This is a genomic window from Prochlorococcus marinus str. MIT 0912 (assembly GCF_027359595.1).
In the GTDB taxonomy this organism is placed as follows: Bacteria; Cyanobacteriota; Cyanobacteriia; order PCC-6307; family Cyanobiaceae; genus Prochlorococcus_B; species Prochlorococcus_B marinus_C.
On the sequence record NZ_CP114783.1, the window covers coordinates 1,402,988 to 1,424,086 of the forward strand.

The 21,099-nt window shown below is 34.3% G+C and carries 27 protein-coding genes; 11 read left to right on the plus strand and 16 right to left on the minus strand.

Annotation, left to right across the window (positions count from 1 at the left end):
* Positions 1 to 16: 16 nt before the first annotated feature.
* A complete protein-coding gene (gene gatB, locus O5640_RS08030) occupies positions 17 to 1,492 on the plus strand; it encodes an Asp-tRNA(Asn)/Glu-tRNA(Gln) amidotransferase subunit GatB (RefSeq protein WP_269611901.1) in 1,476 nt (491 codons plus the stop codon).
* Here gatB and coaE read toward each other — a convergent pair.
* A complete protein-coding gene (coaE, locus tag O5640_RS08035; protein WP_269611902.1) occupies positions 1,489 to 2,133 on the minus strand; it encodes a dephospho-CoA kinase in 645 nt (214 codons plus the stop codon). The two genes, gatB and coaE, sit on opposite strands and share 4 nt — an antisense overlap.
* A 15-nt stretch (positions 2,134 to 2,148) precedes the next feature.
* Between coaE and argJ the strand changes: the two genes are divergently transcribed.
* Positions 2,149 to 3,411 (plus strand): bifunctional glutamate N-acetyltransferase/amino-acid acetyltransferase ArgJ, encoded by a 1,263-nt coding sequence (gene argJ, locus O5640_RS08040; protein WP_269611904.1) that lies wholly within the window; start codon positions 2,149 to 2,151, stop codon positions 3,409 to 3,411.
* 195 nt (positions 3,412 to 3,606) lie between these two features.
* Here argJ and O5640_RS08045 read toward each other — a convergent pair whose 3' ends face one another.
* The 4 genes from O5640_RS08045 to O5640_RS08060 all read right to left on the minus strand — a co-directional run bounded on the left by O5640_RS08045 (position 3,607) and on the right by O5640_RS08060 (position 9,059).
* Entirely contained in the window at positions 3,607 to 3,795 is a 189-nt protein-coding gene (locus O5640_RS08045) for a hypothetical protein (protein WP_269611905.1), read from the minus strand.
* Positions 3,796 to 3,942: 147 nt separating this feature from the next.
* Positions 3,943 to 7,899 carry a DUF4214 domain-containing protein gene (locus tag O5640_RS08050; protein ID WP_269611906.1) on the minus strand — a complete coding sequence of 1,319 codons (3,957 nt, stop codon included), beginning with the start codon at positions 7,897 to 7,899 and terminating at the stop codon, positions 3,943 to 3,945.
* A gap of 307 nt (positions 7,900 to 8,206) precedes the next feature.
* Positions 8,207 to 8,635, minus strand: coding sequence for a cyanase (cynS, locus tag O5640_RS08055; RefSeq protein WP_269613829.1), 429 nt, complete (start codon positions 8,633 to 8,635; stop codon positions 8,207 to 8,209).
* A 268-nt stretch (positions 8,636 to 8,903) separates the two neighbouring features.
* Positions 8,904 to 9,059 carry a hypothetical protein gene (locus O5640_RS08060; RefSeq protein WP_269611908.1) on the minus strand — a complete coding sequence of 52 codons (156 nt, stop codon included), beginning with the start codon at positions 9,057 to 9,059 and terminating at the stop codon, positions 8,904 to 8,906.
* A 267-nt stretch (positions 9,060 to 9,326) separates the two neighbouring features.
* Here O5640_RS08060 and O5640_RS08065 point away from each other — a divergent pair, with 267 nt between their 5' ends.
* The 3 genes from O5640_RS08065 (at position 9,327) to O5640_RS08075 (ending at position 10,694) form a co-directional block, all read left to right on the plus strand.
* On the plus strand, positions 9,327 to 9,749 hold the full coding sequence (locus tag O5640_RS08065) for a hypothetical protein (RefSeq protein ID WP_269611910.1): 423 nt from the start codon (positions 9,327 to 9,329) through the stop codon (positions 9,747 to 9,749).
* Positions 9,750 to 10,041: 292 nt separating this feature from the next.
* Positions 10,042 to 10,317: a cupin domain-containing protein gene (locus O5640_RS08070; RefSeq protein ID WP_269611911.1), complete on the plus strand. Its 276-nt coding sequence runs from the start codon at positions 10,042 to 10,044 to the stop codon at positions 10,315 to 10,317.
* 212 nt (positions 10,318 to 10,529) lie between these two features.
* A complete protein-coding gene (locus tag O5640_RS08075; protein ID WP_269611913.1) occupies positions 10,530 to 10,694 on the plus strand; it encodes a hypothetical protein in 165 nt (54 codons plus the stop codon).
* 215 nt (positions 10,695 to 10,909) lie between these two features.
* On the opposite strand, the gene O5640_RS08080 is transcribed toward O5640_RS08075, so the two are convergent.
* The 4 genes from O5640_RS08080 to O5640_RS08095 all read right to left on the minus strand — a co-directional run bounded on the left by O5640_RS08080 (position 10,910) and on the right by O5640_RS08095 (position 12,273).
* A complete protein-coding gene (locus O5640_RS08080) occupies positions 10,910 to 11,110 on the minus strand; it encodes a hypothetical protein (RefSeq protein WP_269611915.1) in 201 nt (66 codons plus the stop codon).
* Between the two features lie 272 nt (positions 11,111 to 11,382).
* Positions 11,383 to 11,718, minus strand: a complete 336-nt coding sequence (locus O5640_RS08085; protein ID WP_269611916.1) for a hypothetical protein — start codon at positions 11,716 to 11,718, stop codon at positions 11,383 to 11,385.
* Positions 11,706 to 11,942, minus strand: a complete 237-nt coding sequence (locus O5640_RS08090; RefSeq protein WP_269611918.1) for a hypothetical protein — start codon at positions 11,940 to 11,942, stop codon at positions 11,706 to 11,708. Before O5640_RS08090 ends, O5640_RS08085 begins: the two co-directional genes overlap by 13 nt.
* Positions 11,943 to 12,129: 187 nt before the next feature.
* Positions 12,130 to 12,273, minus strand: a complete 144-nt coding sequence (locus tag O5640_RS08095) for a hypothetical protein (RefSeq protein ID WP_156095699.1) — start codon at positions 12,271 to 12,273, stop codon at positions 12,130 to 12,132.
* A gap of 237 nt (positions 12,274 to 12,510) precedes the next feature.
* Between O5640_RS08095 and O5640_RS08100 the strand changes: the two genes are divergently transcribed.
* Positions 12,511 to 12,699 carry a hypothetical protein gene (locus O5640_RS08100; RefSeq protein ID WP_269611921.1) on the plus strand — a complete coding sequence of 63 codons (189 nt, stop codon included), beginning with the start codon at positions 12,511 to 12,513 and terminating at the stop codon, positions 12,697 to 12,699.
* 22 nt (positions 12,700 to 12,721) lie between these two features.
* Here the strand turns inward: O5640_RS08100 and O5640_RS08105 are convergent, their stop codons facing one another.
* The 3 genes from O5640_RS08105 to O5640_RS08115 form a co-directional block, all read right to left on the minus strand.
* Positions 12,722 to 12,931, minus strand: coding sequence for a hypothetical protein (locus tag O5640_RS08105; protein WP_269611922.1), 210 nt, complete (start codon positions 12,929 to 12,931; stop codon positions 12,722 to 12,724).
* 171 nt (positions 12,932 to 13,102) lie between these two features.
* Positions 13,103 to 13,474, minus strand: coding sequence for a hypothetical protein (locus O5640_RS08110; protein ID WP_269611924.1), 372 nt, complete (start codon positions 13,472 to 13,474; stop codon positions 13,103 to 13,105).
* A gap of 15 nt (positions 13,475 to 13,489) precedes the next feature.
* Entirely contained in the window at positions 13,490 to 13,804 is a 315-nt protein-coding gene (locus tag O5640_RS08115) for a hypothetical protein (protein ID WP_269611925.1), read from the minus strand.
* 178 nt (positions 13,805 to 13,982) lie between these two features.
* Between O5640_RS08115 and O5640_RS08120 the strand changes: the two genes are divergently transcribed.
* The 5 genes from O5640_RS08120 to O5640_RS08140 all read left to right on the plus strand — a co-directional run bounded on the left by O5640_RS08120 (position 13,983) and on the right by O5640_RS08140 (position 18,405).
* The gene (locus tag O5640_RS08120; protein ID WP_269611927.1) at positions 13,983 to 14,201 is read left to right on the plus strand and encodes a hypothetical protein; all 219 of its coding nucleotides are present in this window, start codon (positions 13,983 to 13,985) and stop codon (positions 14,199 to 14,201) included.
* A gap of 307 nt (positions 14,202 to 14,508) precedes the next feature.
* On the plus strand, positions 14,509 to 14,682 hold the full coding sequence (locus O5640_RS08125) for a hypothetical protein (RefSeq protein WP_269611928.1): 174 nt from the start codon (positions 14,509 to 14,511) through the stop codon (positions 14,680 to 14,682).
* 356 nt (positions 14,683 to 15,038) lie between these two features.
* Positions 15,039 to 15,563, plus strand: coding sequence for a DUF4956 domain-containing protein (locus O5640_RS08130; protein ID WP_269611929.1), 525 nt, complete (start codon positions 15,039 to 15,041; stop codon positions 15,561 to 15,563).
* Complete coding sequence (locus O5640_RS08135) at positions 15,560 to 17,815, plus strand: hypothetical protein (protein WP_269611930.1); 2,256 nt, start codon at positions 15,560 to 15,562, stop codon at positions 17,813 to 17,815. The genes O5640_RS08130 and O5640_RS08135 overlap by 4 nt, the downstream gene beginning before the upstream one ends.
* A complete protein-coding gene (locus tag O5640_RS08140) occupies positions 17,815 to 18,405 on the plus strand; it encodes a VTC domain-containing protein (protein ID WP_269611932.1) in 591 nt (196 codons plus the stop codon). Before O5640_RS08135 ends, O5640_RS08140 begins: the two co-directional genes overlap by 1 nt.
* A 408-nt stretch (positions 18,406 to 18,813) precedes the next feature.
* Here the strand turns inward: O5640_RS08140 and O5640_RS08145 are convergent, their stop codons facing one another.
* From O5640_RS08145 to O5640_RS08160, 4 genes are all read right to left on the minus strand, one after another.
* The gene (locus tag O5640_RS08145) at positions 18,814 to 19,404 is read right to left on the minus strand and encodes a hypothetical protein (RefSeq protein WP_269611933.1); all 591 of its coding nucleotides are present in this window, start codon (positions 19,402 to 19,404) and stop codon (positions 18,814 to 18,816) included.
* Positions 19,405 to 19,496: 92 nt separating this feature from the next.
* Positions 19,497 to 19,703 carry a hypothetical protein gene (locus tag O5640_RS08150; protein WP_269611935.1) on the minus strand — a complete coding sequence of 69 codons (207 nt, stop codon included), beginning with the start codon at positions 19,701 to 19,703 and terminating at the stop codon, positions 19,497 to 19,499.
* Positions 19,704 to 19,914: 211 nt separating this feature from the next.
* The gene (gene arfB, locus O5640_RS08155; protein WP_269611937.1) at positions 19,915 to 20,337 is read right to left on the minus strand and encodes an alternative ribosome rescue aminoacyl-tRNA hydrolase ArfB; all 423 of its coding nucleotides are present in this window, start codon (positions 20,335 to 20,337) and stop codon (positions 19,915 to 19,917) included.
* Positions 20,338 to 20,346: 9 nt separating this feature from the next.
* Positions 20,347 to 20,835, minus strand: a complete 489-nt coding sequence (locus tag O5640_RS08160; RefSeq protein ID WP_269611938.1) for a hypothetical protein — start codon at positions 20,833 to 20,835, stop codon at positions 20,347 to 20,349.
* Positions 20,836 to 21,099 lie beyond the last annotated feature (264 nt).

Here is a 21,099-nt window from a genome sequence, read left to right on the forward strand (position 1 = left end):
TATCTAGGTCAAATTAATGTCAGAATCAAATGTTTCTTGGGAAGTTGTAATCGGATTAGAGACCCATGTTCAGTTGGGGACTAAGAGCAAAATATTTACTAGCGCATCAACCAACTTTGGTGACGATCCAAATACTCATATCGATCCAGTGGTATGTGGATTACCAGGTACTTTGCCAGTTCTAAATAAAAAGGTTCTGGAATATGCAGTTAAAGCAGCGATGGCTTTAAATCTAAATATTGCCTCTCATAGTAAATTTGATAGAAAGCAATATTTTTATCCAGACTTGCCTAAAAATTATCAAATCTCTCAATTTGATGAACCCATTGCAGAAGATGGTTGGATAGAGGTAGAAGTAGCCGAAAAAGGAAAAGAAACTTATATCAAAAAAATAGGTATTGAAAGACTACATATGGAGGAGGATGCTGGAAAACTTGTTCACGCAGGTAGTGATCAATTGTCAGGCTCCACCCATTCTTTAGTTGATTACAACAGAGCAGGGGTAGCACTTGCCGAAATAGTGAGTAAACCTGATTTAAGAACAGGTAGAGAGGCTGCGGAGTACGCAGCTGAAATTAGAAGAATAATGCGTTATTTGGGAGTATCTGATGGGAATATGCAGGAGGGATCTTTGCGATGTGATGTGAATATTTCAGTTAGACCAACTGTTAATGATCCATTTGGTACAAAAGTAGAAATAAAAAATATGAATTCATTTTCAGCTATTCAAAAAGCTTGTGAATATGAAATTAAACGGCAAATTAAAGCTTATGAATCTGGAGAAGAAGTAAAACAAGAAACGAGGTTATGGGATGAAGCTAAGCAACTTACTAAAAGTATGAGATCAAAAGAAGGTAGTAGCGATTATCGTTATTTTCCTGATCCTGATTTAGGTCCGATTGAAGTAAGTCATGATTTAAAAGAAAAATGGCGCTCAGAATTACCAGAATTGCCAGCTGCAAAAAGACATAGATACGCATCAGAACTTGGCCTTTCTATTTATGATGCAAGAGTTTTAACTGACGAATCTTCAATGGCTAAATATTTTGAAAAAGTTGTTAATGCAGGTGGAGCAGCGAAATCTTCAGCAAATTGGATAACTGGAGATATAGCAGCATTTATTAAATCTAATAGATTATCATTTGATCAATTATCTTTTAAGCCGAATGAATTAGCAGAAATGTTGAAAATGATTGATTTAGGAGAAATAAGTGGAAAAATTGCTAAAGAAATATTGCCTGAACTTCTAAGTAAAGGTGGTTCTCCAAAGCAATTAGTCAAAGAACGCGGTTTAGGTATGATTGGTGATCCTCAAGTTATTGAGGAAATTATTGATAAATTGATCCTTAATCATCCTAATGAGGTTGAATCTTTTAGAGCCGGGAAGACGAAATTGTTAGGTTTTTTTGTGGGTCAATTAATGAAGGAAACAAAAGGGAAAGCGGATCCAAAACTCGCTAATCAAATATTAAATAAAAAGTTACTAGGCTAGAAATTATATAATGTTTTTAACTGCATTTTCCATGTCTCATCATTATTAGCATTAGTAATAATATGATCTGAAAATTGTTTTTTTAAAGTGTTTTCCCATTGCGAATCAATTCTTTGATTAGCTTCTTCAAGACTTAACTTATCTCTTGACTGGAGTCGTTGTAATTGCATGTCTCTAGGACAATCTATGTAACAAATTTCAGTACATAAACCTGTATAATTTTTTTCAAATAGGAGTGGAATAATCAAGATTACTATTGAATTTGATTTCAACTTTTCCAATTCTTCTTCAATTCTTTTGTTTACGAATGGATGTATTATCCCCTCAAGCCATTTTTTTTCAAAATCATTTTGAAAAATTATTTTGGCTAATGCTTTGCGATTAATAATTTGATCATTTTTCCTTGAATTTTGAATTATTTTACTTCCATATCTCAATAAGACTTTTTTGGCTATTTGACTTTCAGCTCTTAATGCTTCATGAGCAAATAAGTCAGCGTCTAAAATAGGCCATTGCTTGGCTTGAAATAGAAAATCTCCAATGATTGTTTTTCCACTGGCAATACCTCCGGTGATACCTATTCTTCTTTGCTTGCCTTTCCATCTAAGACAAAGTTTGTTTGTTTGTTTTTGGTCAATCATTAATATTGATAGTAAGTGAAAAATGCTCTTCTGAATTTGAGTCTTTTGACATCTTCTCTATGGTCTCCAATATCTGGTGGTATTACCACCCCTGATGGTTTTTTAGCAGCTGGCATTGCTGCAGGATTAAAGCCTTCTGGGAAGAAAGATCTTGCTTTGTTATATGCATCTGATGGTGCTTGTTGCAGTGGGACATTTACTCAATCAGTCACTCGTGCTTATTGTGTGGATCTATGTATTGATCGAATCAAGGCATCTAAGGGAAAAATACGTGCTGTAGTTATCAACTCTGGACACGCAAATGCTTGTACAGGTAGTCGAGGCAAAATTGATAGTGAAATTATTACAAATGAGCTTGCTCAACGCTTGGGATTATCTAATGAAGAAGTTTTGATATGTTCCACGGGTGTAATTGGTGAGCCTATACCTGTTGAAAGGGTTAGTAGTCACTTGGATAATCTTATAAACAGTTTAGATAAGGAGGCGTATCTGGATGCGGCGAATGCAATTTTGACAACCGATCTGAAAGTAAAGCAAATTGCATATCAAGCAGTTGTAGGAGGAAGACGAATATCTATTGGAGGAATGGCTAAAGGCTCAGGCATGATTCATCCTTCAATGGCAACAATGTTGAGCTATATTACGTGTGATGTAGGCGTAGATTATACTTTATGGTCGGAGATGATAAAGCGAGTTGCAGAATCATCTTTTAACGCCATTACAGTTGATGGAGATACGAGTACAAATGATACTTTTTTAGCGTTTTCTTCCGGACCAAAATTAGATCCAAGATATTTATCAACCCTTGAGGAGGGACTTCATCTAACAGCTCAATACTTGGCTAAAGCAATTGCAAGGGATGGAGAAGGGGCTAATTGTTTGCTTGAGATAAAGGTTGAGGGCGCTCCAAGTGATTTAGATGCTCATGCTATTGCTCGTACAATTGCTTCATCTTCTTTGGTTAAAACAGCAGTTCATGGTTCCGACCCTAATTGGGGAAGAATTATTGCTGCACTTGGTCGAGCAGGTACTTCTTTTAATTTTAATGATGTCAAATTATGGATTGGACCCTATGAAATATTCGCTAATGGAACACCTCAGGATTTTGATAGACAAAAAGTGAGCAAATTTATGAAAGCAAGATTAACAGGGAAATATTTGATCGATGATCTTATCTGTATCAGATTAAGGATAGGTTTTGGAGAAGGCTCTGCTACTGCTTGGGGATGTGATTTATCTGATCAATATGTTCGTATCAATGCCGATTACACCACTTAGGCTGAAAAGTCAGTTATAGCAGCTATTTATAGAGATAAGAAAAGATTGGTAATCTTATGGTAATCATGCTAAACGACATATTCAAGCCTATCTTCTGATCTTATGGGACCCCATGGGGGGGAAGCTAGTCCTCGCTCTATACGTAATCACCTTTCAGACATTTGTTTCGGATTTTATGTGTTGTTTGGATTGGTTTCATGCTGCGATCTCTTCTCTAAAGCCTCGATCCCTACTTCCTTTAAACCATGTAGGTCTTGGAAGAAGTCTATTCTCTTGATGTAAGTGACCTGTTTCTGAATAAGGCTTCGCAACACTTGAACTTTCTGCAAGAACAGCTTTATAGTCGTTTATTGAAAGAACACTCTGAGAAGATTGAGAAGACATAGTTCTTAGCTGTTTCAAAAATGATGAACTAACTAATTAAAGATCGGCGTTCAGTACGAACTTTTATATAGGAATATCTTGAAGATCAGTTTTTTAGAGGACTAGAAGTGCAGTGCTTAAAGCAAGTAATAAAAGGTAGTTCATGAATCAACTCAATCCAGTCATTTCAGTAAAGAGAGCATCATTTTCATTTGAGATAGCAAAATTCATGAGAACGTCTGATCTGCTCTGTTCTTCTTTATTTAAACTTCCCACCCAATAGTTAAAACCATCTTCATCTGGTAAACGGTCAAACACATTGCGATACAAGGTCGTGACATATTCTTCAGTGGTCACGTTCTCTCCATAACGACTTTTAAATTCAGCTGATCGAACAAATGATGCAGCAACAACTTTCTTTGTATTAATCCCAGAACTATAGACATTAATCCAATATTTCAAACCTTCGGCATCAGGGAATCGTTTAAAGGCAGCGTTATAGAGTTGGAACATTTCACCAGAGGGATCAGTTAATCCAGTGACTTGATCAAAGGTCGCTTTAATATCAGCAATGGCACTGACATCACGTAAGGCACTTGTTGTGTCTTCTCCAGAAAATCTCAATAAGGGATAGCCAGTAATATCGTCATAACCAGAGTCTGTTTTAATTTCATATGTTCCATTGCCTCTGTTATAGAACTTGTATTCATGATATTGACCGGTATAGGTCTTAACGACGTCTACTTTTGATTCCTCTACGGTTTGATCTGAAAATTGAATGTATTCAATATTTTTAAGAGTATCAGTGCCGTCAGTTGTTCCTGTTGTCCTTTGGTCGGCGATTTCCAGAGTATTTGTTCCACGGGTAAAGGCGTAGTCTGAAAACTTTCCTGAATAGACTGACGTGTCAGAGCCTGTCCCTCCGTCTAAAAAGTCAGTCTTTGAGGTGCTTGTTATCGTATCTTTCCCTGTGGTTCCGATGAGTTCATTTAAATCGTTAACAGTGAGTGTTTTAGTAAATGTTGATTGACTTGGAACAGAATAATCTCCGTTAGGCAGAATAGTTGGTAATTTATATTGAGAATCTGTTAAGAGTGAATAGAGCTTCGTATCAGTTGCTTGAACTTTTTCAAGTGTATTTAAAGTCCACTCATCTTTGATCGAATCTAGTCGGCCATTGAAATCCTGACCGCCTAATATAGAAGTTAAACCCCAATAAAGATACTCAGTTGCTTGAGTGGCATAATCACTGGTTGTGTCGTAATAGGTGTACCAAGCACCAGATGGATATGTCGATGGAATCTCTTGGAAATTACCACCACGAGCGACATCCATTGCTTCAGTCAAAAGTGAAGAGCTCAGGCCAAAAGCGGCTGGATAAGCCTTGACATAACCATAATCAGTAATCAAATGTAAAACTTCTTCTAGCGATGCATCAAACTGGCCAGATGCTGCTCCATTTGGAATTGTTTCTGCACCCCAAAGGTTTTGAAAATTTAATTCTGAACCTTCTAAAGCACTTAGATTACTAGATTCTTGTTCAGCCTCATCTTTGAACATCACCAAAGTTGCTTTGTTTTGTACCATCGCATTAATGACAGCCGAATCATCAACCTTTCCATCGCCATTGTTATCTAAATATTCGGCCATCACACTCGCAGCATGCTGAATATCACTATCTAAAGTTGTAGACGTTGCATATATCTTGACCCCAAACACCTCCGTTTCTTTCGAGAAAATAGTTGATACTCCAGATGGAGCATCATTAGAGAGACTTCCAATTGCAAATTCTTTGACTTGTTTTTCTCCACTATCTGTTGTTTGTAGTCGAATGCTGTAAGAAGATTTTGTCTCGTAATCAGGAGAAGCTTTAATTTTTAAAGATGACCCATCAATGGTGAACGAGTTGTTATCGGTATCACCTGATCCGCTGATAAATGAGTAAGTATGAGTATCGGAAGAATCAGGATCAGAAGAAGATAGTACGGCAACGGTTGAACCACTGTTAATGTTTTCGTTAAAGGAAGAAGAGGAGAGACTGAGATTAGATGGTGTTTCATTAACATCGCTAACTGAGATGGTGAGAGTTTGATCCGATGTATTACCAATTGAATCGGTTGCCCTGACAACAACGACATAGTCGTTACCTGAATTGCTATCGGTGGGAGATTCGTAATCAGGAGCGGAACTAAAAGTTAAAGCACCAGTTGAACTATTGATGGAGAACTTAGAAGCATCGGCTCCACCATTGAGAGACCAAGTAACGGATTCATTAGCAGTAAAGGTATGGATTGCAGTTGTATTTTCATTGATTGATTTTGAAGAGGATGAATCACCTGCACTACCAGAAGGACCAGTAATTGATGGAGAAGTATCATCCACATCGTTAACTGAGATGGTGAGAGTTTGATCCGATGTATTACCAATTGAATCGGTTGCCCTGACAACAACGACATAGTCGTTACCTGAATTGCTATCGGTGGGAGATTCGTAATCAGGAGCGGAACTAAAAGTTAAAGCACCAGTTGAACTATTGATGGAGAACTTAGAAGCATCGGCTCCACCATTGAGAGACCAAGTAACGGATTCATTAGCAGTAAAGGTATGGATTGCAGTTGTATTTTCATTGATTGATTTTAAAGAGGATGAATCACCTGCACTACCAGAAGGACCAGTAATCGATGGAGAAGTATCATCCACATCGTTAACTGAGATGGTGAGAGTTTGATCCGATATATGACCAGTTGAATCGGTTGCTCTGACAACAACGACATAGTCGTTACCTGAATTGCTATCGGTGGGAGATTCGTAATCAGGAGCGGAACTAAAAGTTAAAGCACCAGTTGAACTATTGATGGAGAACTTAGAAGCATCAGCTCCACCATTGAGAGACCAAGTAACGGATTCATTAGCAGTAAAGGTATGGATTGCAGTTGTATTTTCATTGATTGATTTTAAAGAGGATGAATCACCTGCACTACCTGATGGACCTCTGATGGTGGGTTTAATATTTATAACATCGATAGAATTGCTAGTGAGATCTTCGATGTTGATTGCTGCATCAGCCCCAAGTACCCAGTTATCTGCAGCAGCAATGTTATATGTCGTACCTTGACTGGATGAAGTGCCGTTTTTATTAAGTAAAGAAACGAGATTAGTTTGATCGCTGGTGTTGAGGGTAATGCTGGCTGATGTATTTGAAGTTAACTCAACATCGGTTGAGGTAAGGGTGTAAGTGCTGCCGCCATTACCAGTGATGGTTAGCTTTGAAACATCAATGTCGTTGCTGGTACCAGGATAGGCGGGTAGATTGTTGCCGATTAAGGAGAGAATACCAGTTGCAGTATCAAAGGTGGCGGAAGTGAGAGTTGGTGATAAGACGTTAGAGACGGTGATGGCGTTTCCATTTAAGTCTGAGATGTCGGTGGATGTATCAGCACCTGGTGCCCAGTCATCTACCGCTGCAATGTTATAAGTCGTTCCTGTTCCAGAGGAGGTGCCGTTTTTATTGAGAAGACCAGCAAGTTGGAGTTGATCTGCAGCATTCAACGTAATAGAAAATTCAGTTGAAGAGGTGATCTCAACATCATCAGAAGTTAGAACATAAGTGCTGCCGCCATTACCAGTGATGGTTAGCTTTAAAACATCAATGTCGTTGCTGGTACCAGGATAGGCGGGTAGATTGTTGCCGATTAAGGAGAGAATACCAGTTGCAGTATCAAAGGTGGCGGAAGTGAGAGTTGGTGATAAGACGTTAGAGACGGTGATGGCGTTTCCATTTAAGTCTGAGATGTCGGTGGATGTATCAGCACCTGGTGCCCAGTCATCTAACGCTGCAATGTTATAAGTCGTTCCTGTTCCAGAGGAGGTGCCGTTTTTATTGAGAAGACCAGCAAGTTGGAGTTGATCTGCAGCATTCAACGTAATAGAAAATTCAGTTGAAGAGGTGATCTCAACATCATCAGAAGTTAGAACATAAGTGCTGCCGCCATTACCAGTGATGGTGAGTTTGGAGATATCGATATCATTTGTTGATCCTGTGTAAGCCGAAAAATTATTACCCGTGATTTCTAATGTGCCGGTGGAGGCGTTGTAGGAGGCAGATGAGATTGTTGGTAATGTCATATGAGGATATTGCTTTGCAAGACTTTCACTTATTAAAACCTAATAAATTTATTTATCCTTTATAGGATGTTACAGATTGTTCAGCATAGGTATTGTATTAAGAAAAGAATTTGATACCTAAATATTTGGTTTTCTATTAAACCTTTTAAACGGAGATCCATTGCCTTGCAATCGATCTGGAAGTTTTGTTTTCTAAGATACCACTTTTATACCAGTCTATACTAACTTTGCTTTTGATTCTTAAGGACATCCGTAAACGGTGCATCCTTTCATTTTTTTATTGACTACAAAGACACCCGATTTTCTCTTACCATTTCTTGTAGGGTAAAAATTTACCACACATTGAGACCTTTACTCTGTCACCTTTCGGATCTTCGACTTTATCTACATTGATTGTAAAATCTATTGCACTCATTATCCCATCACCAAATTTTTCTTGAATAACGTCTTTCATTGGCATGCCATAGACTTGCATGATTTCATAAAAACGATATATCAACGGATCAGTTGGAATTACTGGATCTAACGATCCTTTTACTGGTGGAGTTGTTAATATCTCTTTAAGCTCTGTACCAAGTCCTAAAGTAGTTAATAATTTATCAGATTCTTCATCACTGGCAGTTGATTGTCCATAAAAAAGACTAGCAACCCAGACTTCATCCAGTCCTAATAGATTGCCAATATCTGCAAAAGTTAGTCCTTTTTCTTTTTTGCTTTTAATAATAAATGCGTTGATTCAGGAAATGACATAGAAAAAAGTTAATAACGTAAATGACTTATCTAATGAGAATGATTTATTAGATAGGTGGTTAATTAATATGATTATAATTAGATTATTTCAGCTAAAATAGTTACAAAATTGTATGATAAATATGTACTCAAATTAACAATAAAAAATATATTAATATGCATTGATGTTATTGCTTCAATAGCTAAAATTTTAAATATTAGTTGACAATTCTAGTCTTTGAAGATTTGTAAATGTTTTAGCCTTCTTTAAATTTTTATAATAAATCATATTTTGCATCCTCTTTTATCTCTCTCCAAAGGTCTTTTAATGATTGATTGAAACCATTGGATCTAAGAAAAATTCTAGATTGATCAACTCTATCTTGAATAATTCTTTCCTGAGGAGTCATTTCACCAGAGGAATCAGACATGTGTTTAAACCTAATAATATTAATAATGAATATTTTTGAATATCATGAGAAGTGATGGTGGTTACAATATAAGTTCTTTAAATATAATGTTGAAAATTATCTTGATTCTGGAAAGCGCCTTCTCAAAGCGAGAACTTGGTTGAAGCCCCATTTCGGTTAAGGGCTGTGTAATTTATTGCTTAATGTTTAATAGTATTTCCATAAGTATTTATTATCTGGTTTTGTATCCACATATACGATAAACAAGCTTAGTAGAAGATATTTAAGATGCCTGTGGCCACGTATCTGAAGGATAAGCAAAAGAAAATTGAATCAAAATATCATCAAGTTGCCAAACAATTTGAAACGAAATATGAGCTAATTCATCGGAAGCTAACCTCAAGGTTTCATCGAGAAGTACCTGAAATAGAACTCGTTCGTTCAAGCCTTAATGATTTCATCACAAAATCTATTGCATCTGTTGAAAGGGAAAGAAAATCAAAAAGTAAAATATCTAGTTTCTCTAAAACGTCTACTAAAAAAGGAGCTAATTCTTATCAAGAAAATATTGATTGGACACGAGGTAGATTCTCAGGACAAACAATACAAATTGTTGTAAGGGATGGCAAAATAATGGAGAAGGTTTTCTTAACTCCTAAAGGAAATAAGATTTCTGTTAAGAGAAGCGAATTAGGACTACTGTTGAGATGAATTCTAATTTATAAACACGGTCATATTATTACATCTATTTTAATGCCGATTACGCAACGTAGATCAAGATTATAATCATAGCAGTGGATTTAAAGAGTATAGACTAAAGGGGTAATACTAAGGTAACAGTATTATAAGACGTATTATCTTTCTATTTGAAGGGGGTATGGGGGACTCTCGATCCTCGCTCTATACGTAATACGCTTTCAAGCATTTTTGTCAAAATTTGAGTAGCTATTAGACAACTGTTTCTATTAGGATCTAAAAAAGAAGTCCACTATGTTTTTATCTCTTGTCTATATCAGTAACTTCTCCTTGTCCTGAGAGCACCATTGATGAACTAGGAATTAAAAACTGGCCAATCTGGACGTGTGAAGCAAGCTCTTTTGATTGGACATATGACGACAAGGAGACTTGCTTATTGCTTGAGGGTGAAGTCACAGTTACTCCTGATGGAGGAGAACCTGTGAAGTTTGGAGCAGGAGATTTAGTTGTTTTTCCGGCTGGTATGGGCTGTAGATGGGATGTTCATAAGGCGGTCCGCAAGCATTATCGATTTGGTCATTGATTGATCTGTTGAGAAGTTAGATGAATAATCTTCCCTTTTATGCCTTAAGCCGATTAATACTTTTCTGTGTTGTTGGCGTGGTTATTAGGCAGATGCTGGTTGTCTCTGGGGTGCTTTGAATCTCTCAAGTATGTAGAACATAATCTCATCTAATATTTCATGTCTGCTTTTCATTGAGTTTTAAGAGTTCAATTTCTTTTATTATCTCTTCTATGGAATCATCTAAGTGGAAACCTACAGAAGAAGAACGGGAAGTGATGGAAGCAGTTTGGATGCAAGTTAAAGGTGCATGTGAGAAATTAAAAGAAGAAACTAATGCCAAAGACGAGCACATCAGAAAAATGCTCAATGAGTTGTCTGATCGTTATTACTCATGAATATTCTTGAAGACCCAAATAAGACATAAAAAGCTATTAAATGTCAGAGGTCTATGCCGCCTCTGGACACCATCCAATCTTTTTCTCTAGTCGCTGCATCCAACACTGACACTTTGAAGTCAAATGACCTCCATGAGGAATTAGACGTTGATGGAGATGACAAGTAAGAATCGTTCTGCAATGCCTGTCGCAGCAATAATTGAAATGTTGACATGTCATGCAAAAGCTAGCTGAACGTGTGTGTTTAAGAGTGTCTTCTTTGAGATAGTCCCACTCCTGTGCTGGGTTGTAACGCTTCTGGGGTAGAACTTTTTGGGTGCGATACGAAGACATTGCCTTAATCCAATAGGTTCTGCTACTACTGAATTCCAATCTGATGCACGAAAAACGGCATAGGGTGAGGACGTTGGAGCCATATGTCTGTAGCAGTACACATGTACTAGCAACGGTAAGGAGGTGTTGTCAAGTGATTCTGAAGAAAGTTACTTCTCTCTATTATTTGCTTTAGATATAATTAATCGAGTTTTGGAAAGAGGTTAATAGTCATCTATCTTTGATTTGCAATGATGCTTTCTGCTCTCTTGAAGAGATCAATATAGATGCTGGATTAGAAAGAGTCTTCTTTTAACTTCCCTAATCTATAAACCTTAGAAGACGACAGCAAAAAAAATCGCTGTTAAAACTACTTTCATTTATTGTCCCTCATTATTTTGATTTGATTTCCTGCATCACTGAATTTCATCAACTTCTTTGCATCCTGATCAGTAAAGGTTTCAACTCTTCTTGCATATACGGCATCTGCATTTAAGTCCTCAATCATTTCGTATCCAAAGAACTCCAATAATTCCTCTTGATTTGTAAAGCATCTATCACTCCACTCATAATTTTTGTTCCCCTTCGCATTTTCATACTCATAGCACTCATAAAAATAATCAGTTCTATATCGCTCTACTAATGCAAACTCCTTTTGCTCTTCTTCTGGAAGTTTGTCATACACACTCCAACCAATTATCAAGACTGGCATTTTTCAACATCTTTAACCTTCTTACTCCACTCTTGGAAACTACTACTGCAATCAGGCACAGTTTTTTTTCTAATATCTTTTAACTTTTTCCATCTGGTGTAGAGCACGCCAAACAACCAAGAATTTGTTAATGACTTTGCACCCTTTTTTAACAGGTTCTCATGTTTCGTGTTGAACTTTGTTGAATCAATAATTTCTTGTTTCCAATCAATTTTTTCAGTCATTGACTTTTGCTCTCAACTTGTAGAAGGTTTCTTGACATCGACAAGAAATACTTTTTATTCATCTGGGTAAGATTTTTATCCAAGTGGCAATTCTCATCGTCACGGGAGAACCACCTTTGATGTGAAAGACAACCTCTTTCTTTTTTGCGTCTATGAAATGCGGAGGAAGACTCATGCTGCTATCTATTCATTTCATCAATACCTTTCTATTAACTACTCTACAAAAGGGATTTCTTGATTTTGCGACCTTATCTGCATCCTCAAATTTGTCTACATGAACTATTTCTTTGATGACCATCCCTCCAACGAAACAAGAAACTTCCACTTTCATTGTTGACCTCCTCCCACATGGGAATGAAGAGTTCATTTGTCATTGATATGTCCATGAAAACCCACTCACCCAATTCAAGCAACAGATAGAGTTTTTTTATCAGATTTTCTTTTCTTTATTTCTAATCACTGAATAAGGATACCCAGACTTTTCTATTACTCTAAGAGTTCAATTTCTTTTATTATCTCTTATGTGGAATCATCTAAGTGAAACCCTATAGCAGATGAAAGGGAAGGTATGGAAGTAGTTTGGATGCAAGTTAAAGATGCATGCGAGATATTAAAAGAAGAAACTAATGCCAAAGATGAACACATCAGAAAAATGCTCAAAGAGATGGCTCATCGTTATTACTCATCTGTAATATTGGCAAGTTTAGAATCAATAGAAAAAAGCACCCAATCAATGAGTGCTTTTAGAAGAATATAATGATTAAAAAAGTAATTTCAATTTACTTTTCAATTGCCTTAAATATGCCATCTTTTTGAAACCGATTTTTCAAAGTAGTTGTACTACCTGATGTCCAAATACTTGTAGTGCCTCCACTTGTCCAAATATTTGGTTTTCTGTTTGGATTTTTAGTTCTGTACCATGTAGTGATATGAGGAGCACCACCAGCAATTTCAGATAGTTGATCAAGAGTGACTTCAGTGTTTTTCATTGTCTTAGATAGTTGTGAGGGTTGAATCCCTTCGATGTACTTAGTATCTCTCCAATTAATGATTGAGGTGTTGATCTAGTCCTGATGAATCTGTGAGGTTGGTCACAAGTAATAACAATTAAAAAGGGAGTTAATTATTATTAAATGACTCCCTTTTATGAATTGAAACTTCTAATCAACAATTCCTGCATTCTTGCCTGCTTCATGTGCAGCTTTTTCGAAATCCTCTCCTGCAGCTAATCCCCCAGCCAATCCTGCATAGAATGCCACTGCTGTTGGAGCATTTCTAGCAATGAAGCGAATTGCTTGAGCGTGCCATGCTCCATTTATATGAGAAAGATCATCAATTGAAATTTCTTGATCAAAGTTGTCGTTGTTCATTGTTTTAAAAAAGTTGTGAGGGTTGAATCCCTTCGATGTACTTACTATCTCTCTAATTAATGATTGAGGTGTTGATCTACTTCTGCTTAATCTGTGAGTTTGGTCACAGATGAAAACACACATAAAAAAGCCACGCATAAAGCGTGGCTGATATACATTCATATCAAAGATAATTTCCTATCTTTTTACATCGTTGTTTTCAGGGCTTTCTGGAAATGTTGGAGATGGTTTTGGCCAAATAATTGGTGGGAATGGGAATTGAATTGGAGGCCATATACATCCTCCACGTTTTACTCCTCCATTAATACTTTGAAGTTCGTCAACACTAAGCATTTGATCAAAGTTTTCGTTGTTCATTGTTTTAAAAAAGTTGTGAGGGTTGAATCCCTTCGATGTACTTACTATCTCTCTAATTAATGATTGAGGTGTTGATCTACTTCTGCTTAATCTGTGAGTTTGGTCACAAGTGAAAGGAAAACCGTACTGGTTCACTAACTCAATAGCTAAGTCGTTTAGCCAAAATATTAAATAAGTTGTGTAGGTCAGTCAATCACCTGCATGTGCTCCAAAAGGTTTTGCAAAGCGCCTTTTGACACTCAACTAGAGCGAGGGCAATTGTTCTGCAAAGCAATTTCCCTCTCTCGCCAAGAAGTTATTCAGATTCACTCTAATGAGCCACCACAATGCCTCTTTAAACTTTTCGCACGCACCTAATAAACATAATGCTGCACTAAGTGAGAAGTCTCTTCACGAAATACAAATGCAGCTCATGAATAAACAAGAACTAAGGCTTAGATATATACAGTTGATGAATGATGCACAAAAGTTACTTGGTAGAGATGAGGCGATTGACTTGATCAAAGAATCGGGTGATCTGGGAAAAACTTAGTACTTAATAGTTGTCTTTGTATAACTCTTGTTTTTCAAATAATTTTTTTTTTGAGTTCATCTTTTTTGACTATCTCGCTATTAGCACAACTAGTTAGCTCTTTTAGCAATTCGCATCAAGAATTGATAGCTCCCAAGATTTCTCTGATTTCGATAAGTGGTTCATCAGTGAATTGGAAGTTACTTTTATCAAGACTCGTTTATTTATAAATAGTTTCTATTCCTATTCGCTTTAAGTAGCTAACCGAACATTGAAACCTCACAGTTGGTAATCAGGTGGTAGATGATTAGAGAAATTCCAAAGCTTTATGAAAAAGTTCATTCCCTTCCTTCTTTTTTCGGCAACTACTCTACACACAGTTCTTGGTGTTTCACCAGTGATTGCAATAGGTTGTAGCGCACACTCAGACAAAGCTGAGGTTGTCTGTGCAGAAGAAGATACTGATTGTGAAGAGAAAATTTCTGCTTCAACAATCAACTAAAACAATGTCAAATGAAATTCCAGAATTTTATAGATCCATTTTAGAATCTTCTGAACGAGGTGATTTATTTCTTAGCTCTTAAAGGTATCTCGTTATTACCTAGGTCTAGTTCGATAACTCATCGTGCATCAAAGTGATTCATCTGGTCAACTCATCCCAGTTATGATTGACGCTAATTATTATTTGAACTTGATTGGTTGAAGTAATTCAAATTAATATCGATGATTATATATAATAACTAGATTAACTATGTGTTTTTTCAATATCAAATGGAAAAGCTTTATACAGTTATTTTACTGATCTCAATAAGTATATCTCTGAGACTGATCTTGCAGTGCTTTGGACAGAGGTGGATTATGACGACATCACATACATCTACTTTAACTATTCTTCCAATAATCACATATGTTATTACAAATGTGATTGCTGGTAATATTGCATTATCACTAGGAATGGTCGGTGCTTTATCTATTGTTAGATTTAGGAACCCAGTCAGATCCCCTCTGGAATTAACTGTCTACTTCTCTTCAATAACAATGGGCATTGCTGCTGCTGTAAATATTTATTGGGCTATTGAACTTTTTTTATTTATTCTATTATCAATATTAATTCTATATGTTGTATCTAAAGTATCAAGGCAATATTTAAATAAGGAATTCTTCTCAGCTTCATTTTCAGAGGGGAATTCATTAAGTACACTTGAGCTTATTACAGAAGATGAGATTAATGAAATCAATAAAAGTGTTTATTTAAAATCAAAGCAAGTAGAGAGAGGACAAATTAAATATTTATTTGTAGCTTCTAAACATGATCCACTTAAAAATATAGCAGAATCAGTTCAAAATAATCAATTACTTATTAGCTATCAACTAAATTTATGATCAAACTGAATAAAAGAATTATATTAAAATTATTTTTTTTCCTTCTAATAACAAATCATCAAGAAGCTTTAAGTGATTGTAACTTTAAATCTGGTAAATATATTACTCAGCTAGAAAAGCCCAATTCAGTAAAAAAGATAATTGTTAATGTACCAAAAAGCAAAAGTTACTTTGTAAATTTGTTAAAGATTGATATGAACACTAGTGAGCATAGTCATATTAATCCAAAATATAAAAAAAAATTCAATGCTGATATTAAAGTTTTATATGACTTTGGAACTTGTAACTATAAAGCTAAAATATGGCAAAATGGCGACTGGAAAGATCATATTGATGCAAGTAAATTTCTAAGATCATTGAATGTTAGGTTAAAAGATGGGAATATAATAAATTCAGTAAAATTTAAATTATTATTACCTAAAACACGAAATAATTATAATGAGATACTTGGCTCATTAATATTAAGAGAATTAGGCTTTATCTCACCTGAAACGTTTGAAGTTGATGTTGTAGTTAACGGTATAAAATCAAGAATGCTTTTTCAGGAAGATTCTAATAAAGAATTACTTGAGAGAAATCTAAGACGAGAAGGACCAATATTTGAGGGTGATGAAACCATTATGTTTTATACTAATAGTGGATATATATCCTCAGATATAGAGATTGATACAGACCAAATTCAACTTGCAAGGTTAATAAACAATAATTGGTTTAGCAAAGGAATAATTTCACAAAATATCGTTATTAAGTCATTTTTTGATTTACAAAATGCATATCTAGAGTATGCATTTAATCATAATAAAACACCTAATATAATTAAACCAAACATGTCAAAATCTAACGAATTTGAAGATTTCTATTTTATGATGATGGCAATGAATGGTTGGCACGCAACAAGACCTCATAATAGAAAATATTATTATAATTCATTTCAAGCTAAATTCGAACCAATTTATTATGATGGCATGCTTCATTTAACACATCAAATAAATCTTGATTTAGAGAATAAAAAGAAATCTTATAAAACTGGATATTTTGGATATAGAAATGCATTTAAAAATAACTATAAATTTCCTTATATTGATAAAATAAATCAGCCAAGTTTTAATTCTAAAATTACTCGTAAATTCAAAGATCGAGTCATTTCTTATGATTCTAATTTAGATTCTTTTAACAAGACAAGTATATCTACAATTAGTAAGAATATATTATATCTACAAAAAATTATTAATAATATAGAATCATCTATTACTCCTAAAGAATCAAAAGAAAATCTCAGAAAATTATTTTTAAGTAATTTAAATGATTTAGGCTTTTATCAAGAATATATAGAAAATATATCTATTATTGATAAAAATTATAAAATAACCACGAATATGAGAAGCTTTATTGTTGATCAAATGCAACTCTCAAATATATTTAAAACTAATAAATATAAAGATAAAAGGTTGATTTTCTTATTAAATAGCTTGCCAGATTTTATAACAAGAAATAATAATTATTCAGCATATGAAATACCTATTCTAAATACGAAAGTTATTCAATCACCTGGAATTACGGTAGATATACTTGAAGATAAAAAAACTATAAATATCTCTCAAAGAAATGCTAAAGACTGGATATTATTTTCATCAGGAGAGGCAAATGATTGGATTTTTAATTTTACAAGTTTAGGAGTAACCTCTCGCGATCAAAATGATCAACAAAGTTATAATGCTTATGGATTAACTGGGTGCCTTAATTTTTATGATTATAAATTTACTAATGTCTCTTTTAATATTAAAGGAGGTGGATGTGAAGATAGTTTAAATATGGTTAGATCAAAAGGTAATATTGATAAAATCAAAATATCTAATGCATATTCAGATGCATTAGATATTGATTTTTCAGACTTAAGTCTAAATCTAGTTAAGATTTTAAAAGCAGGAAATGATTGCATAGATTTAAGTGGAGGTGATTACTATATTGATAAATTAGAAGTTTCTAAATGTTTTGATAAAGGAGTATCTATAGGTGAGAAGTCTAAAGTAACTCTCATAGATGCAAAAGTGGACTTATCAAATATAGGTTTTTCTGTAAAAGATTTATCAATACTGTCAGCAAAGAAGATTGATAGCAATGCGTTTATGACATGCCTTGAATCATTTCAAAAGAAGCAAGAATTTGGAGGAGGAAATGTCAAAATTGATATATTAAAATGTCCTTCAGGAGTAAAAATTGATCAAAATTCTTTTGTTGTATATCCAAATTAATGAGTTTCAGGAAAGAGATAAAATTTAAACTATCATCTAGTGATTCGATTTCATTAAAGTCACATCTTTTAGATTGTGGAATGAAGGTAATTTATCCAACGAGACAAGTTAATAGCTGTTATTTTGACAATTATGATTATTTATTTCTATACCAATCACTTGATGGTATCGTTCCCAGAAAAAAAATAAGACTTCGTTGGTACAATGATAATTATTTAATCAAAAAAGAAACAAAAATAACTTCCATAGAGGGTCGTTTCAAAACCGCAGAGGATTATAAAATAAATCAATTGCCAAATTTTTCTAAGTTGAACCTTTTTGATGAGATTTATGGAAATTTAACACCTTCTATTTTAATTAAATATTCGAGAGAATATTATAATTATAAGGGCTTAAGAGTTACTTTTGATGGAAATATTTTATATCAGAATTTACGATCTATACTAAGTAATGAATATAAGGATAATGAAAGAGTTATGGAGATAAAGACATCGATTGATACTCCAGATGATTTTATTAATAAATATATTTCTTTCCCCTCGACTGAATTCTCTAAATATGTTCGTGGTTGTTCGTTTTTGTTCAACTAGTTCTCATTTAGACCAATCATTGATCTAAGTGCTTTACTTGATTGATGATCTAACTTAGCCTTTTGATCAAGTTTAATACTCGTAATTGCTAAAACTTTTAGATGAATAACCTTTCCTTCTAATTATAGATACATGACTACGTTTTTTCTGTAGGAGATATTAATACAAAAGTTTTATAACTTGAGAATTAATTGATTGTGTGAGTCTGTAATTTTTTTGGTTTTTTCCCAACTCTTGTTTACCCCAAGACAGTTTTCAGATTAAATCATTCTGATTTTCTTTCTATCAGAAACCCAGTTTACTTTAAGAATTTATATTTCTCTAGTCTTCTCTAACCTCTAAAAATTATTCACCAGTAAATAGTATATGACTCATTTTTCTTGACTTTTTTAATAGGTACTTTTCTCTTTAAAAAGAGAAAAAATCGTCTGTTTCGCTTCCTTTAAACTGGTAAAATCTTTCTTTCTTGGAATTATTATTTACTGATAATAATGGATCATCATAGTTGACATATTTAATTTTTGTCTTTGATTTATCTAATGATTTTAATTTAGGTATTGATATAAATGTTTTTGCGGATAGATTTTTTGTCTTGATATTTTTTTGACTGGTGTTCAGTGCTTGATATGAATTTTGCATAGCTTGTATCCCTAAAAGACTTGCTCCTCCAATGGTCGCAACTGCCATGCTACTCATCCCCAGTACTTTTAAAGGTGTTAAGTTTTTTAGCTTATTAATTCTTGGCTTCTCTACGCTTTCTTGATTTACTGTTGATGAGACAATAATTAATTGATCTGTGAGTTTTTCTTTGGATAATTTGAGATTTAAATTATCTTTTAATTTCTCATTAAATTTATTTGTATGAGTATTGAATATCTTATGAAAAAAATAACCTAGTAATCCAAAGATAATTAATAGAGAGAGTATAAATATTGCATCTGTAGGGATTGAAATCGTATTAACGTCGGTTAACTCAAGTTCAGTGGTTGCAAGCGACATTTCACTTATATAACTCTATTTATTAAAACCTCTATAATAGATAAGGCTAGATTTCTTTACTTATCTATTTAATTTTATTTTTTTGCTTTTTTTCAGACTTTTACTTCATCTAGTTCTGGAAAAAGCATGTTGATATAGGCCATTATTATCACAACTAATGGAGGCATATTTGTTTTGTCTTCTTTTGTGAGTCGTTTAATTTCTGATAAGAAACCTTTAGCTTCTTGTTCGCTAATTTTGTATTCTGGGTTCTTTTCTACTTGGTCAACGAGCGATTGGATTTGATTAGCAGAATCCATTAATTACTGTATTGTTCTATACCAATAAAACGAATGAGATATTTGACTACAAGCATAGATTAAGAAAACTTATTATCTATTTAAGTCAGGCCTTAGGCTTGGGAGATATGACTACGAGTCATATCTTAAATGAATTTTTATGAATTCCTTGAATTTTAAAGGGTTTATTGGATACCTTGTTCAAGGTTTTGTTCTCGTTCGTGTTTAGCGCTCAATAATCTATTTTGGATTGTCTGTTCCTTTTGATTTCACCTCGTTTTTTCTTTGACTCAATTCTTTTCTTCTGAGATGAGCGTGTAGGAATGGTTTCCTGTCTTTTCTTAGAAGGTGATTTTAAAAGCTCTCGTAAGGTTAAAGCAAGTCTATTTAAAGCTAATTGTCTGTTCTGGTATTGCCCTCTCTTCTCCTGAACAGCTATACAAATTGAACCATTGATTAGCTTTACCTCACCATGAATTGAGATCCTATGTTTTTGGTATGGCGTTAAAGTTTTTGATTCAAATACGTTAAATACAATTTCAACTCGACTTTCTGTCTTATTTACGTTCTGTCCACCAGCTCCTGATGATCTAGAGAATCTCCACTGTATTTCGTTGGCTGGTATTTCAAGTTTAGTATTAATTCTTAGATTCATTTGTTTTCTTTATCCAGCCAATCGAAGTGAGCTCATTTCTAAAGGATTCTGCTTTTTTGGTTTTGTTATCTCATTGGGAGAGAAGAACATGAATGAAGCAGTATTGGTGACCTCTGGACATTTTTTATTAGGACCACATACAAATAAATATGTTTCACCATTAAGGCTTTCATCCGGAAGTTTTATACAAATAGCTCCGAGATTCTTTTCAAGTAATGTCCATACTTTCTTTTTATCTATACATTCTTGAAAGAGATCATTGAGTTTATTTTCACTACTAACTCCTTTCATATTTAGCGAAAAATAATGATTAATGAAAATTTCTCTTGCATTGGTTTCAGACTCTTTGCTAACTATTCGTGCCATGTAATGGCAGTCATCAAGAATATATTCTTGACTATCTAATTTAGATAGTACCCATCCAATATCTTTCTCACTCACCCCTCGATCTCTAAGAATAAATTCGAAGGTTCGCCCTTGAGTAAGACCTTTCCCCATCTAAAAGGTTCCATAAATTTGTAATCGATTATGACATATAAAACTATTCTTTGTGTCTTTTCAATCTTCTTACTCTGAAGGTAAAATGTCTTCAAAAATTTTTGTCAAAAATGTAAGTAGCCATTAGACAATGAATTTGATTATGAGCTAAAAGAAGTCCATGATGTTTTTTGATCTCTTGGCTAAATCAGTTAGTTCTCCCACTACTGAAAGCACAGTTGAAGAACTATGAATTAAAAAATGATCAATTTGGATTGGTGAAAT